Annotated in this window: 9 protein-coding genes; 1 reads left to right on the top strand and 8 read right to left on the bottom strand. The window is 44.8% G+C overall.

The features are described 5' to 3' along the window. Positions 1 to 158: 158 nt before the first annotated feature. From MY523_RS05775 to MY523_RS05740, 8 genes are all read right to left on the bottom strand, one after another. A complete protein-coding gene (locus MY523_RS05775) occupies positions 159 to 2204 on the bottom strand; it encodes a DUF8754 domain-containing protein (RefSeq protein ID WP_250657846.1) in 2046 nt (681 codons plus the stop codon). Between the two features lie 74 nt (positions 2205 to 2278). Beyond that, positions 2279 to 3967, bottom strand: coding sequence for an AMP-binding protein (locus tag MY523_RS05770; protein WP_250657845.1), 1689 nt, complete (start codon positions 3965 to 3967; stop codon positions 2279 to 2281). Between the two features lie 182 nt (positions 3968 to 4149). Continuing rightward, positions 4150 to 5178, bottom strand: coding sequence for a helix-turn-helix transcriptional regulator (locus tag MY523_RS05765; RefSeq protein ID WP_250657844.1), 1029 nt, complete (start codon positions 5176 to 5178; stop codon positions 4150 to 4152). Positions 5179 to 5599: 421 nt separating this feature from the next. After that, positions 5600 to 6685: a TIGR01620 family protein gene (locus tag MY523_RS05760; RefSeq protein WP_250657843.1), complete on the bottom strand. Its 1086-nt coding sequence runs from the start codon at positions 6683 to 6685 to the stop codon at positions 5600 to 5602. Beyond that, the gene (locus tag MY523_RS05755; protein WP_250657842.1) at positions 6682 to 8139 is read right to left on the bottom strand and encodes a YcjX family GTP-binding protein; all 1458 of its coding nucleotides are present in this window, start codon (positions 8137 to 8139) and stop codon (positions 6682 to 6684) included. Before MY523_RS05755 ends, MY523_RS05760 begins: the two co-directional genes overlap by 4 nt. 245 nt (positions 8140 to 8384) lie before the next feature. Beyond that, entirely contained in the window at positions 8385 to 11090 is a 2706-nt protein-coding gene (locus tag MY523_RS05750) for a DEAD/DEAH box helicase family protein (protein WP_250657841.1), read from the bottom strand. A 30-nt stretch (positions 11091 to 11120) separates the two neighbouring features. Continuing rightward, positions 11121 to 11459, bottom strand: a complete 339-nt coding sequence (locus MY523_RS05745) for a low molecular weight protein tyrosine phosphatase family protein (protein WP_250657840.1) — start codon at positions 11457 to 11459, stop codon at positions 11121 to 11123. A gap of 81 nt (positions 11460 to 11540) precedes the next feature. Continuing rightward, complete coding sequence (locus MY523_RS05740) at positions 11541 to 12170, bottom strand: GDSL-type esterase/lipase family protein (protein WP_250657839.1); 630 nt, start codon at positions 12168 to 12170, stop codon at positions 11541 to 11543. Positions 12171 to 12672: 502 nt separating this feature from the next. On the opposite strand from MY523_RS05740, the gene MY523_RS05735 reads away from it, so the two are divergent. Continuing rightward, positions 12673 to 13257: a nucleotidyltransferase domain-containing protein gene (locus MY523_RS05735; protein ID WP_250657838.1), complete on the top strand. Its 585-nt coding sequence runs from the start codon at positions 12673 to 12675 to the stop codon at positions 13255 to 13257. Positions 13258 to 13270: the final 13 nt, after the last annotated feature.

The following is a 13270-nucleotide window of genomic DNA, read 5'->3' as shown; positions in this document are numbered from 1 at the left end:
TCTGCCACGCAGTCATTCGGGCACAAAAAAGGGGCTACAAGATAGGCTTATTGCCATCTCATTGCCCCCTTCTCTATCTACTTACATCAGCCTATTTATCCTTGGCCTACTTATTCTCAGCGCACTATTTCTAAGCCAGCTCGGCTAAGTCGCTTCGACTATTTAGACTTCCAGGTCTTTCTGGCTTCTAGCGCCAACTCACGCACGCGGGCCAGATCTTCATCGGTATAGGCGCCGTTCACGCCTGAGATTGCTGCTAGCTTCATACCGTGTTTAAGCCCAAGCTTGTAGATTTCTTTAACCTTTTCCCATTCAGTATTTCGGCCAATGGTAAAGACTTCAAAACGACCTTCAAGTGCCAGTACTATCGTTTCCGCCATACACGCGAATACAACATTCTCAGGTAACTGAATACTCTTCATATCCAACGTACCAGGGACAAGAATTTCACCTGACTCAATGACTAGCACGTCTGGGCGTTTTGCCACCTGCTCTGCCGGCAAATCAAGCGGACGAGCTACGTCGGTGATAATACAACCCGGCTTAACTTTCATGATATCAAGTATCTTCTTACCCGCTCCGGATGTTGACGTGACCACGACATCCATATCACCCAACTGCTCGTCCGGATCAGTGGTAATAAATACCTTGGCATCCGGCGTATCTTTGAGAATGGAGTCTCTCAGCTTGTTGAGGGTTTTCGCATTACGACCACCAAGATAAACCTCATCAAACGCCATCGCAAGCAGTCGCGCAGATACAGAACCGATCGACCCAGTGGCACCGATAACCATCGATTTCGCTGGTATACGCTTACCTTCTTCGGTTTCAACAAGCTTTAACCGTTTCATGGCATCTGCCGCAGCCCACAATGCACCGGACGCACTGTAGCTATTACCGGTAGTAACCGGAATAGTTGCACGTCTTGCAACCGTAATACCTGCATCACCGACAACCTTGGTAAAGGCTCCCAGACCTATAATCTGAGCCCCTAGTTTTTCAGCCATTTTGGCAGCTGCAAGCAGGCGCTTGTAGGTAAACTCCGGGCTGTGAGAAAGCATCTCTTTTGGCGTGCCGCCCACGGTAATCAACCAGCCTTCAGCTTCTGCCCCACAGGGTGATTTAATACCTTTAACCGAAGAGTAAATAAATGGAGGTGCTAACGCGGTTGCTTTCTCCACCGCATTCATCAGTGGCGTATGCGCAAACCGTTTAGGAATCGGGGTCACATTACGAATGTACTCTTGCGATAGCGGGTGAATAACAAACGCGAATCGTCGTATATTCTTGAATGTGCCTGTTGGGTGCAATAACCGTGGTTCTATGTTGAGTTCTTTAATAATGTCTTCAAGGTCTGCCGTCGACAGTTCTTCTGCATCCATGTCTGATGCACCGAGAATCATCGCTTCGAGAACATTCGCGCCAATCACCTGATCAAACATATTTGGCGTCACATCAATAACCAGATTTACTTTGGCTTCTTTGAAGAATTCAAAGTCGTCATCGGTCACAAATGATGTGATGATTGTTTTATCAACCAGGCACTCTTTGTCACCATATTTCTTAAGGCTTGAACAGGTTCCCACAACGACATGAGAGTCTTTCATCGCTTTTTTGATGAGGTGTTTTTTAACCTGTGGTAGCGATGGCAGGTGACTTTGTTCAGTATCAAATGGAGAGAGCTTATTGAGGTTGTAACGTCCTCTTGCATATAACTCAAGCGCGTTAATAGACTTAAGCATCTTAGGGATGCCGGCCTGGATAATAGGGTCTGCAAACTTTAAGTTTGGCGTATATTCGGCCATCAGTGTGGCCATTTCATAGTTAGCCATTCCTGACAGGAACAGCACTTTGTTGTTGTTGAAGTAATTTCCCAGTTTCTTTTGGGTATAGCGTATCGCCTGGTTTTGAAGAATCCGCCTGACTTTTGCCCCTGTTGTAACGGGCACACGAGTAACAACACGCGTTAGTTTCTTGGTTCCTGAGTTCTCAAACTTGTACTCACCGACATTGTATTCATCAGGCACCATCCCTACGCCCATTACATCACATTTGCTTTGTAGTCGCTGGAGCTGCTCCCATGCTTCGGTTTCGTCTCCATTGGTTCCGATTCGTTGAACCGTAAAATCCTCGTCGAGAAAGCGAATTTTAAACTCATAATCCTGTTCTGAGGAACCTAAGCTAACATTGATTACTTTTTTCATTGTATAGTCCGTTTACCTTGCTGTCGTAGCGCAACACAGCGGTGTTGCGCTGAAGAGATCGTTAAAAGAACGTATCAGGCTTCTTCTGATTCCCACACGAAACGGGTTTTGGATTCCCGGTACTTGTCGCAAAGCGGAGAGTACTTTTTCTCTACTTCGTTTCGTTTTATTTTCATTGTTGGGGTTAACATTCCATTCTCTGGCGTCCATACATCATCAACCACAAAAATTCGGTCAATGACTTCATGGTGTTCAAGCTCTTTATTGACCTCAACCACCGTGCTCATAATATCGTCTTCTATTTCTTTAGCGCCTTCTGGCAACCTTGATTTTGCGTCTTCAGTCAGTTCAACCAATACGATAGGCTGAGAGTGGCCTGAACCTGTTACACAAATTTGCTCAATATTGGTATTCCTCATCAATAGCCCCTCGATATTGTTGGGCTGTACAAACTTCCCTTTTGAGGTTTTAAAGACGTCTTTGACTCGGCCCGTTATTTTTAGGTATCCGTCACTATCAATTTCACCTCGATCACCTGTATGCAACCATCCATCTCTGATCGTTTCGGCTGTTTTCTCTGGTTCCAGATAGTAACCTTTCATTAGAGATGGTGAGCGAACCGTAATCTCGCCATCTTCAGTAATACGAACCTCACTGTGTGGCAAAGCAGAAACCGAGCCAACTGTACCTAACTTAACGGCACCCGGCATATTGATCGCAGGGCCATAGGCCAGGTTTTCGGTCATGCCGTAGCCTTCGTTAATATCGATGCCGATTTTGGCATACCATTCCAGCAGACTTTTGGCGATCGGTGATGCACCAGACACGACCATGCGTGCTTTGTTAAGGCCCAGTGCCTTTTTAATCTTCCCTTTAACAACGCGGTTCAATAGTGGTATTCGTAGCAGCTTGTCGAGTTTTTCCTGAGGCATTTTGGCGGTAATCTGCTGCTGGAATTTCTTCCATAGTCGAGGTACAGCAAAGAAAACTGTCGGCAGCGTTGCTTGCAGGTTTTCAGCAAACGTATCAAGAGACTCTACAAATGAGACCTGGGCACCTGAATATGTGGCGCAACCCAACACCATAAAACGCTCTGCAATATGTGATAGCGGCAAGAACGACAAGAACCTGTCGTGAGAGCCGACGGGAAGCGTTTCAACCGCATTTTGAGCACCAAAACTAAATGTACCATAGGTATGCATCACACCTTTTGGGTTACCTGTTGTGCCTGAGGTATAAATAAGCGTCATCAGATCGTCCATTCCATGAACAGGGTTTTCCTGACTAGGCTCATATTTTGCCAACAAGTCATTCCACTTGTGGTCTAGCGTCATATCAATCTCGTAAGGCATACCAATTTTGATAACCCCTTGTGGTATACCAGGCTCCATTTCCTTGGCACCGTCAAGTTTACCGATGATAATCGCTTTTGATTCACTGTGATTAATGACGTATTCGATGGAGTCTGGCGACTGCATTGGGTAAAGCGGCACACTAATCAAACTCGCCATTTGAATCGCGTAATCGGTAATAAACCACTCGGCTGAGTTCTTTGCCAAAATCGCAACACGATCACCCTTCTCTAAGCCTAGCCCCAACAGCGCAGATGCAATTCGGCGTGCCTGGTTATCGACTTCTTTCCAGGTAAACTCTTTGTACTGGCCGTTAATCGGCTGACGGAGAAATACGCTATTGGGTGTTGTTTTAACCCAGTGCGCAACTTTTTCCAATGGAGTGGGATAGAGCTTGTTACCGTTGTTCATTTCAAGTCCTTTTATTTCTGTTATTAGTAGATTATTTGATAGATTCTTATTTTAGTATTAGCGAGCGCTCGCGTATTGACCAAAACCTGGAGTTATTGACACTGCACGCCATACACTCACAATTTGCTATATATTATCTTTATTTATATGAAAAAAATTATACCAATTCCTCAGTATTTAAGTCACTTGCAGTCAGTACCAGAGTCATTTTGATACAACTGCTGAAACTCCTTTGGGGTACAGCCCTGCCAACGTTTAAATGCTCGCTGAAATGCACTTTGTTCAGAAAAACCCAGTTTAATTGAAATCGCCATCAAAGAGTGGCCTGCGCGAAGCGACTCCAATGCCACGGTTCTTTTTACCTCGGTGTACAGTTCTTTTAAGGTATAGCCGTTTTTTTGCAACTGCCGCTGCAGTGTTCTAGGGCTAACTGAAAGATCTTTGCTCAAATGGTCGAGTGATAACACATCAGGTAGTGCATTTTTTAATAATCGGCTTACCTTGTCGACAATGCTTGCGTGAGATTGGGCGACCAGTTTTTTCTGTGCTAGCCTCTCATAAAAATGGCGTAAGTCTCGATCAGGGGACTTTAAAGAATAGGATAAAGATGCCTTGTTGCAGATAATTTGGTCAAAAGGCTGGTCAAATTTGGCCGAACAGCCTAGCAGCGACTCAACATGCTCTTTATCACGACCATTAAGGCCATGACTAAAATGAACCTCCTTAAATATCTCTTGGTCGGAACTTAGAACATATTTGTGAATAAAGTAGCTGCGGCGTGCAAATATTTCTTCTACAAGATGAAAGCTGGCTTCTGCTTCACTACTCCAGCGGATGAGCAGATCGTCACCTTCTGTAATGAGTTCAAACTGGTCAAAGTTACGAACTAATACAGAAAACCGTAGCTGATACTTAAGCACATCGGCCACGGTATCGCAGGTGCTGGCGATTAACCCAAATTCACTACCTACATCAGGGTCTGAGTCTGCTCCGAAGGCAAGGCCGAGGTAACGGTCTCCCGTCTCCTGTTCGCCAAACCGGTATAGACTGTTATAAACAGTAAGAGGAAAGAAATAATCGGGGTTATTTAAGTCTGATTCGCTTATATTCAGTTGGCGCAAAATAACATCACGAGACAGACGTTTTTTCGCAAGGTGGTTAACTAAACCCCTAACCACCTTACTAACTACTTTTGCTTGGTCCAAACTCATTATTCTAATTTTCCAACATCGCCGCTAACCGCCCATTCTGTCCGCCTATTTGCGCGGAACAGAAAGAACCTTGCCGATTGCAGCCTTATTATTATAATTGAGCGCTAATACAACGTTAATTGAGCACTAAAACAACTCGCTCGTTTGTACTCGCTCTATGTGACATATTGATATGAAGAATAGCTAAGGTCAGTGCAGTCTGTAAACCTCAATAACTCATCACCTCACCTAAATGGCAAAATACCGGTTAGTGCCGAACGGCACTTACTTAAGACATAATGACCCACTACTGTCACTCCCTAGTCTTAAAAGTCATTCCCGCGAAGGCGGGAATCCATTTGGAACAGAGTCTACAACCCTATCGATCCCCCCGTTCACTAGGATGACAAGCTTAAGTAAGTGCCATTCCGGTCAGTGCCCCTTAGTTTCTAAATCGTTTAACCATCATCTTCAAGTTTTCAACCATCGGATGAATAACGGATTTAGCCTTAGGCATATTTTCCTTGTTAAATGCTATTGGTCGACTAACTTTCATTGCCGCAATACCTATTCTGGCTGTATAGATACCCGCCCCCAATCCCTGGCCTATCCTGGCCCCCGCCATGCCTACCAGCGTCGATGAACCGAATTCATCCATCACTTGGTCAATCAACACCTCACTGACCCCGATAAACGCTAGCTGGTGTATTACCAGCTTCAACAACCGATAGCGATTAGCAAGCGAAGGCCGTATACCATAAACCTGCGCGATTTCATCTATCATTTTAATGCTGCGCCATAATGAAAGCAGCATATCGAGCGTGGCCCAAGGGCTAGCTGCCACCACAGCACCAGTTTGCAGGCTAAAATTGGATATTCTTCTCAACGCTTCTTGATCAAGCGGCGCTAAAAATACCCTGTTAAGGTGGTCAACCACTTCTCGGTCATTACTGTAATCCGGGAGTTTCTCTATCGATTGTTGAAGATAAACAAATTGAGGTTTATTGTCGTAAAATGCCTGTAGCTGTTTCACATACTTACCTGCATGCCCTACATCGTTCACCTCACTTAAACGAAGCGATACCTGCTGAATCTCTTCCAGCATAGCCAAGCTCTCATGATCCCGCATATAGCGCCACAATAAGCGCCCGCCAAGAGATAACACCAGTGTGATCATAAGCGAGAAGGCAACAGCAACTGACCAATGAATGTCCATTGCGCGGTTAAAAACAGAGTACACTTCAAAGCCCATTAAAACGAGCATCAGCAAGCCAATGCCATACACAAAAGACTTTACACCTTTCAGGGGAATAGCTTCTATTGATAAGCCTGAATACTCTGAAACATGAGGTAACCGCTCGCCATCAGTAATGGCTTCTGGCACATCATTCAACGCTTCTTGTTCATTAGGGATGAATATCTTGCCCTGGCGTTGTTTGACGACCTGCTCACTTGAATCAGCAGACTCTTCAAACAGTCGACCACTCTTTCTTACAGGCGCATTATGGTTCTGTTCCTGGGTACTCATAAGCATTTATCCCCGATCAAGGCATTTAATACAGTATCAAGACGAATATGAGGTATGGCATCCGCATTCTGGTATGACAGACCTTTCGGTGGCTTTAATGCCGGTATTTTCCAATCCAAAAACGGTTGCCATTCGTCGCCCTCCGGAATACGCGACGGAATAGATGGATGAGTATATCCGATAGCCGCCCCGCCGACCTCAACGCCCGTTATCCCGTGCTCTCCCTGATGCTCAATTTCCTTTGAAGAACGCACTGCCGCAGTCGCCTCAAAAAGTGGTTTTACGCCTTCATGTTGCGCATTTTTATAGGCTTGACTAACCACCAGCGACAGCAACTTTCGAACTGCTTCATGGTCTTCTGATACTACTTGGTCAATCTTGGTAGCGGCAAACACCACTTTATCGATCTTTGAGCTAAACAGCTGAAAAAAACGATTACGCTGGCCATAAGCAAAACTGTCGGTAATATTGGCAAGCGCCTGACGCATATCGTCAACGTATTCTGGCCCCGCATTCAGAGCGTTAACTACATCGACCAATATAAGCTGGCGGTCTATGCGGCTAAAAAACGTTTTATAAAAGGGTTCTACCAACTCCTTGGTGTATCTTTTATAGCGTCGTTCACTCACTTTAAAATAACTATTGGCACTTGCAGCCTTCAACTGCCCTTCTGTGTAACTGCTGCACTTTAATAGCGGAACAAAACACAAGATGCTGGGGTCAACCACATCGCCGGGGATCAAGAAACGGCCTGGCTGAATTAAGCTAAGGCTTTTGCCGTTATATTTGCAGTTATTGAGAAAGCCGATAAAGCGTTTATTCAGCCTTTCCAACTCCGACTCATCAACTTCTGCTAACGGGTCAAGTTGCTTAAGTTCATCCAGTAAGCTGCCTAGTAATTCTGAGCGGGGACGCTGGTTATATTGCGCACTGCACTGGGCACACCAACGGGAATAACTCATCTCGCGCAGGGGTAAATCCAAGAGCCATTCCCCAGGGTAGTCGCGTATTTCCAGAAACAGCGAAAAGTGCTCTCGCCTAAACGGGTTGAGCTTTCTGGCTTTTCGCGTGAGCCTTAGCTCCAGCAAGCAACCGCTGGTATTTTTTGTTGACTCCGGCCATTGGGGTTCTGGGCTGGTTAGCTTCTTATAGGCGTCTTCATAAGGAAACGGCGTTAAAGTATGGTCTTCCAAGGGGTGGACTTTTACATTTAATAGCCGCTCATTTAGTACAGGTAAAAAGCCGGGTAAGTGCGCATTTTTATGCTGCAACAATTGGTTTATTAAGCTGGTAATAAAGGTTGATTTACCACTTTGGCTTAGACCCGTTATACCGATACAAAAACGACGATCCCTCAGCTTGTCGATATTGACCAAACCACTATCTGTCAGTTTTTTCATTCTACTCGAGCCCTCGGTACGACCATCGGGCGTCATATTTTCTAAATCACTCATTAAATTACGCTAACTTTTTAACATAGTTTTATTTTGTAGCTGTTCATTCAGTTTAGTGTATTCAGCACTAGATATGGACATTGCATGCAAACGACTGAGTTGAACAGCTTTAAATAGTTTTAAATCTGAATACTCAGCCTTGCCGTCCCTTCATGGTAGAGCGTTTCAAACGCTAAGTGTAGATAGGTTTTATACTTAGTTAAGTGTTTACAACTTAGCACTTTGCGCCCTTCTGTCATCAGCGTTTATTGCCATCGATCCTGGCGTTTGATCTTACGGCTAAATGTCGACGAAAAGGCTTTCATTCTTGCCTTCACCAGTTCTTTTCGCCCTTCAGCACTGCGTGTATAAATCATTTCTGTTGGCCCCACATACTTGCACCATGACTGATAAAATATCTGTGCAAATTTCTTTTTAACCGCCAGCTTAAGAGGGACTGCATGATAGTCGTTACGAGCCATACCAAAGAGCTTTCCCTCTCGGACGACGAGGTATCGAGGGTTTTCTATCGGAGCAAGTATTTCCGCCAGACAGTCTGAGAACAACGACGACTCATAGAATGTACTCCCCATTAATGAAACATAAAACCGGCCATCTCCGCTTTCTGTGATATTGACCTTCATCCGCCAAATTGACGTCTCGATTAACCCTGCCTGGCAAAGCGACTCACACAACGCCAGCGCTATTTGCTTCAACGAGCCTTCAACTGGCAAGTGTTTCATCAATATCTTTACAGCAGATATCGTCTGAGGCAGCTTATAAATCATCATGCCGATTAAAGCCATCGTCATAATCATGAATACGTTTTCTGCCCCCGCCGGCATCGCTTGAAGTCCAAACATAATGACAATGCTGACTGCGGCCCACAGCTGTAACAGCAAATACTTTAGCGTGTGTTTTAAATGGTAATGCCTGATGCTGGGTATTGTTGGTGTCTCAACCGATGGCACAACTCTGGCTGATGCATCCAGTGTCAGGGCTTCGTTCCAACGTGCTTGAATAGTTCCTATTCTGCTATAGCGTTTGCGCATCATTTCGTTGTTTGTAGTTATAGGGTTGATTTTAGTAAGGGAACTTCCTGTGAAAGCAGAGTTACTATTACCCCTCCTGGTCACGTCAAAGCCCGTTGCATTCACCCTATCAAAGCCACTTTCGATGGTCGGCTTCTTTTCCGATAACCCCACAAATGTTTCAAACCGATTTCGTAAGTCATAGTAGTCGCTCCAACCGGAGTACCAAGACGAGTTATCAATCGCAACCAGATGCCAGATCGAACTTATTTTTTCTGGTTTATTTTTATCGATGCGTATTGCTCTACCGCGCATCTGATTAGTCAGCATAAACGAACCCACCGAGCTGGCCAGCACCAGTGAATTAATTGCTGGGGCATCCCAACCTTCACCCAATAGCGAACGAGTGCCTACCAACGTTTTGATTTGCCCTCGCATGAGAAAACATGTCATCGCCGTTGTTAACTGGTTTAATGGGCCTGTTACTTTCTGATATTGGCCCTCACTTCCCATTGGCTCGGTCTTGAACCGGTCTCTATCAACCAATGCGAGCAGGTCTTCCAACAGTCGAGTATGGACAATACTTAGTCTCCCGGTTAACAACGCAATTTGATCAGCAATAGGCGATGATGAAGTGATACCTTTAAAAATCGGCCAGGCACCCAAATTAATTTCACCAGTATCAATACCGGTTACCAGCGCTTCGTCTCGAATATAATCGGTCAATACCACCTGGCAGAGCGCATCACCGCGTTGCTCATATTCAAGGTGATGCAGGCTGATACACGCTTTCACCTTCGAGACACTTTGCGATAGTGAACGCCCTAACCTTCTGGAACGCTGCAAAGACAACTCTCGTTTATGAAGCAACTCGGAAGAACGAAGCTGTTTTTTAAGTTGACTCACAGACTCTTGATGGGCATCACTATGCTCAAATGTTTTTGAGAAAAGTACCGACTCGACCAGTACTTGCCACCAATGTCGGCTCAGCTGTGGAATATCACCTTCTGTAAGGTCTAGCATCACAAGCAACGGTTGCGGCAATTGAAGCTTTTTTTCCTTAATGAAGGTGAGTATTGCGATGGCAATTTCCGGTGCCTTTATCACCTCTTGCTCAATGCACTCCTTACTTAACCACGGATGTGCCAGTACGATATTTTCAAACTCCTGTTGCTCCATCAAGGTAGCACACAGGGTGAACACTCTCTGGTCATACTCCTTAACTTTCTCTTTTTCGGTCGAGCTGACATCTACTGCCCAAATATAATCCTGATGGGCGCAAAGTGTACCGGCTTTAACCAACTCAGGGATCGATATCTCTTCATCAATTGGGCCACATAGCTGCTCATAACGACTCCATTCATGACCTTGCGCATCGTATGGCGGCGTTGCAGTCAATGAGACCAGAACGATATCGGGAAGTGCCTTACAGACGTTGTCTAACGCTCGCCACCACTCTGCCCGTAAGTGATGCGCTTCGTCTAATATGATGACGCTGATGCTATTGTTCTTCAGAGTGGATATAAATGAATTTAACTCACTATCACTGACGCCTTCATCAAGCGCCAAAGACTCGGCTTCATCATCTATCACAGCCAGCTCTTCACTGAGTTGAGCGTGCAGAGCCTGATAAGTAATGGATGTTAGCGTTTTAGGCTCATGAATTGATTTGCTCACCCAGGGCAAACTGGCTGCTTCGCCTGACTCACAAAAGTCAGCTAGTCGATCAATCCACTGATCTCGAATCACTCTAGTCGGCGATAATACCAACGTGGATTTGCCGAGCCGCTTAAACACCTCAAGACCTAACGTTGTTTTTCCCGCTCCGGGTGCCGCCACAATATGTAAACGATCATCATCTAAGTGCTTGTCAATGGCATCAAGTACACGCTGTTGATACGGGCGCCAACGGTAACGAAAATTGAGGGTGTTGAATGGCATATTGTTTGTTTAGTCCTTTAACTATTTTGCTTAGACATCTAACAGCGGCGCTACGGTGGATTCCAGCTCATCAATCAGGTTTGAATCCATATACTGGTATTCATCCGGTATATCGAGAACATAGATCGTCTTGTGTGACAGCATTCGGGAAAAGTCAGCTTTAAGCCGGTTTTTGTGCTTCTCTTCCATAACAAAGATAACATCGGCCCAGGCAATATCTTTTGCGTTAACTGTTTTTCTCGCCTTTTGACTCGTTCCAGCCGACCGCACATTTAACGATGGATGCTTGCGCCAGATAGTTTCGGCGGTAGGGCTTCGCCACTGGTTTTTACTACAGATGAATAAAATATTTCTTTTGCTTTCGTCCATATATGCCCTTAATTGAACCTCAACGTCACATGCTTTACATCTTCTCTTGATGTTTCATGCATAGCTCTTCGCGCACAACACTCACTGCAACGCCCCATTATCTTCTAACAACTCAAAAATATCGCTGGCCATTTTGCGATACCCTTCTTCATTAAAATGAACATGGTCAGATTTCATTGATGGGCTGCGTTGCAGTTCGGCAATTAACGAGTCATCAAAGACGAGCTGACATTCATCTGCAAGCTCACCATAGAGCGGTGCTGAGTTGGAAAACAGCGCCTTTTGCGGCACACCAATCAATACGACAGGTATATCTCGGCTTTGCGCGAGTTCAATCATTGCTGCCAGGTTCGCCTTTGTTTCACTCATATTCCGATTTCGAAGAATATCGTTGCCACCTTCCAGCAGAATTAACAGGTCAGGGTTTGTATTGTCTAAAACCTCTCTTAGCCGTATTAACCCATTGTCAGTGGTTTCACCAGAAACGCCTGAGTTAATCACCGTTAGCCCGGTCAGTTCTGCGAGTACTGAAGGGTAACTATTAGCTTCGGTCGTTCCAACACCCACGGTCAGGCTGTCACCAAATGCCAGAATAGTGCCGTTTTTTGGAATAGGCTCCAGCTTGGAAGAGCCGCAGCCAGCTAATACTGCAAATAAAAGAGCGATAACAAGTGAAGGAAGGGCACGATTTCTCTGAAAGGTGCTATTCATTTGATATTCTCCTTCTGGGCTAAGAGTCATAAGCTGGGCCTTCATTACATTTTGCATGATAATAAAAAGCCCTGGAAGGCTAAACATCAATGGACGCTTACAGAATATGCATTAATTATTGTCGATTCGCTATGCCTTGTGCTGCATTGATGCAGCACAAGGCATAGCGAATAAAAATAACTGCTAGATTGAAGTGTCAGTGACTAAACATTACAAACCTTCTCGTTCAGAACGCTACCGTGATTGAATGGATACAAGACACCGCTGACTCCCAGTGACAACACATATGGCTATCGCAGAACTGATTACACCGAGTTATGAGCGCAGTAAAGTTAATAAAAATTTTAAGTGTTAAGACGGTACCGTAATTGACTCCGATACCAAATCACTGATTTTCGGAGCGTACATTTTCAATTAATAGTTTTGAACTGAAAAAATCGACAAGCCCCAATCTGGGGCTTATAATACCCAGATTGGGGCTTTTCAGACTGAATTGAAATAAATGAAGACAAATATCGGAGATGCACTTTTTACTAAGGCGCAGCAAAAGCTATTGGCATTATTTTTTGGTTTGCCAGAGAAAGACTTTTATCTTAATGAAGTGGTGCGTTTAGCGGATATGGGTCGAGGTGTAATTAGTCGCGAGCTGAATAAGTTTACAGAAGCAGGTTTGCTAGTGGTAAGAAAACAGGGTAACCAAAACCACTATCAAGCGAATAAGGCATCACCTATTTTTGATGAGCTGGTAGGTATTGTGAAAAAAACCTTCGGAGTAGCAAATGTTTTGCAAACTACATTGGAACCATTATTACCAGCGTTAAGCAAGGCTTTTGTCTATGGTTCGGTTGCCAAAGGTGAAGATCATGCTGATAGTGATATAGATGTGATGCTTGTAGGGGAAGATTTAAGCTACAGCGAGATTATGCAATTACTCGAGGAGGCTGAAGCTCAATTACAACGCCCCATTAACCCGACAATTTATTCTCCAGATGAGTTTGATGAACGCTTGGCTGATAACCAGAGTTTTTTAACTAAGGTGATGGCTCAACCAAAAATAGATTTATTAGATTTATTAGATGAACCGTGAACAAAAAGCGCAG

This window comes from Alkalimarinus coralli (assembly GCF_023650515.1).
In the GTDB taxonomy this organism is placed as follows: Bacteria; Pseudomonadota; Gammaproteobacteria; order Pseudomonadales; family Oleiphilaceae; genus Alkalimarinus; species Alkalimarinus coralli.
Note: the sequence above shows the minus strand (reverse complement) of the source record. Positions and strands in the feature narration are given on the sequence as shown.

What these genes read in the sequence shown, in the direction of transcription:
- MY523_RS05770 (WP_250657845.1), bottom strand. Translation starts at nt 3,967, where the DNA reads ATGAACAACGGTAACAAGCTCTATCCCACTCCATTGGAAAAAGTTGCG.
- MY523_RS05750 (WP_250657841.1), bottom strand. Translation starts at nt 11,090, where the DNA reads ATGCCATTCAACACCCTCAATTTTCGTTACCGTTGGCGCCCGTATCAA.
- MY523_RS05765 (WP_250657844.1), bottom strand. Translation starts at nt 5,178, where the DNA reads ATGAGTTTGGACCAAGCAAAAGTAGTTAGTAAGGTGGTTAGGGGTTTA.
- MY523_RS05735 (WP_250657838.1), top strand. Translation starts at nt 12,673, where the DNA reads ATGAAGACAAATATCGGAGATGCACTTTTTACTAAGGCGCAGCAAAAG.
- MY523_RS05775 (WP_250657846.1), bottom strand. Translation starts at nt 2,204, where the DNA reads ATGAAAAAAGTAATCAATGTTAGCTTAGGTTCCTCAGAACAGGATTAT.
- MY523_RS05760 (WP_250657843.1), bottom strand. Translation starts at nt 6,685, where the DNA reads ATGAGTACCCAGGAACAGAACCATAATGCGCCTGTAAGAAAGAGTGGT.
- MY523_RS05745 (WP_250657840.1), bottom strand. Translation starts at nt 11,459, where the DNA reads ATGGACGAAAGCAAAAGAAATATTTTATTCATCTGTAGTAAAAACCAG.
- MY523_RS05740 (WP_250657839.1), bottom strand. Translation starts at nt 12,170, where the DNA reads ATGAATAGCACCTTTCAGAGAAATCGTGCCCTTCCTTCACTTGTTATC.
- MY523_RS05755 (WP_250657842.1), bottom strand. Translation starts at nt 8,139, where the DNA reads ATGAGTGATTTAGAAAATATGACGCCCGATGGTCGTACCGAGGGCTCG.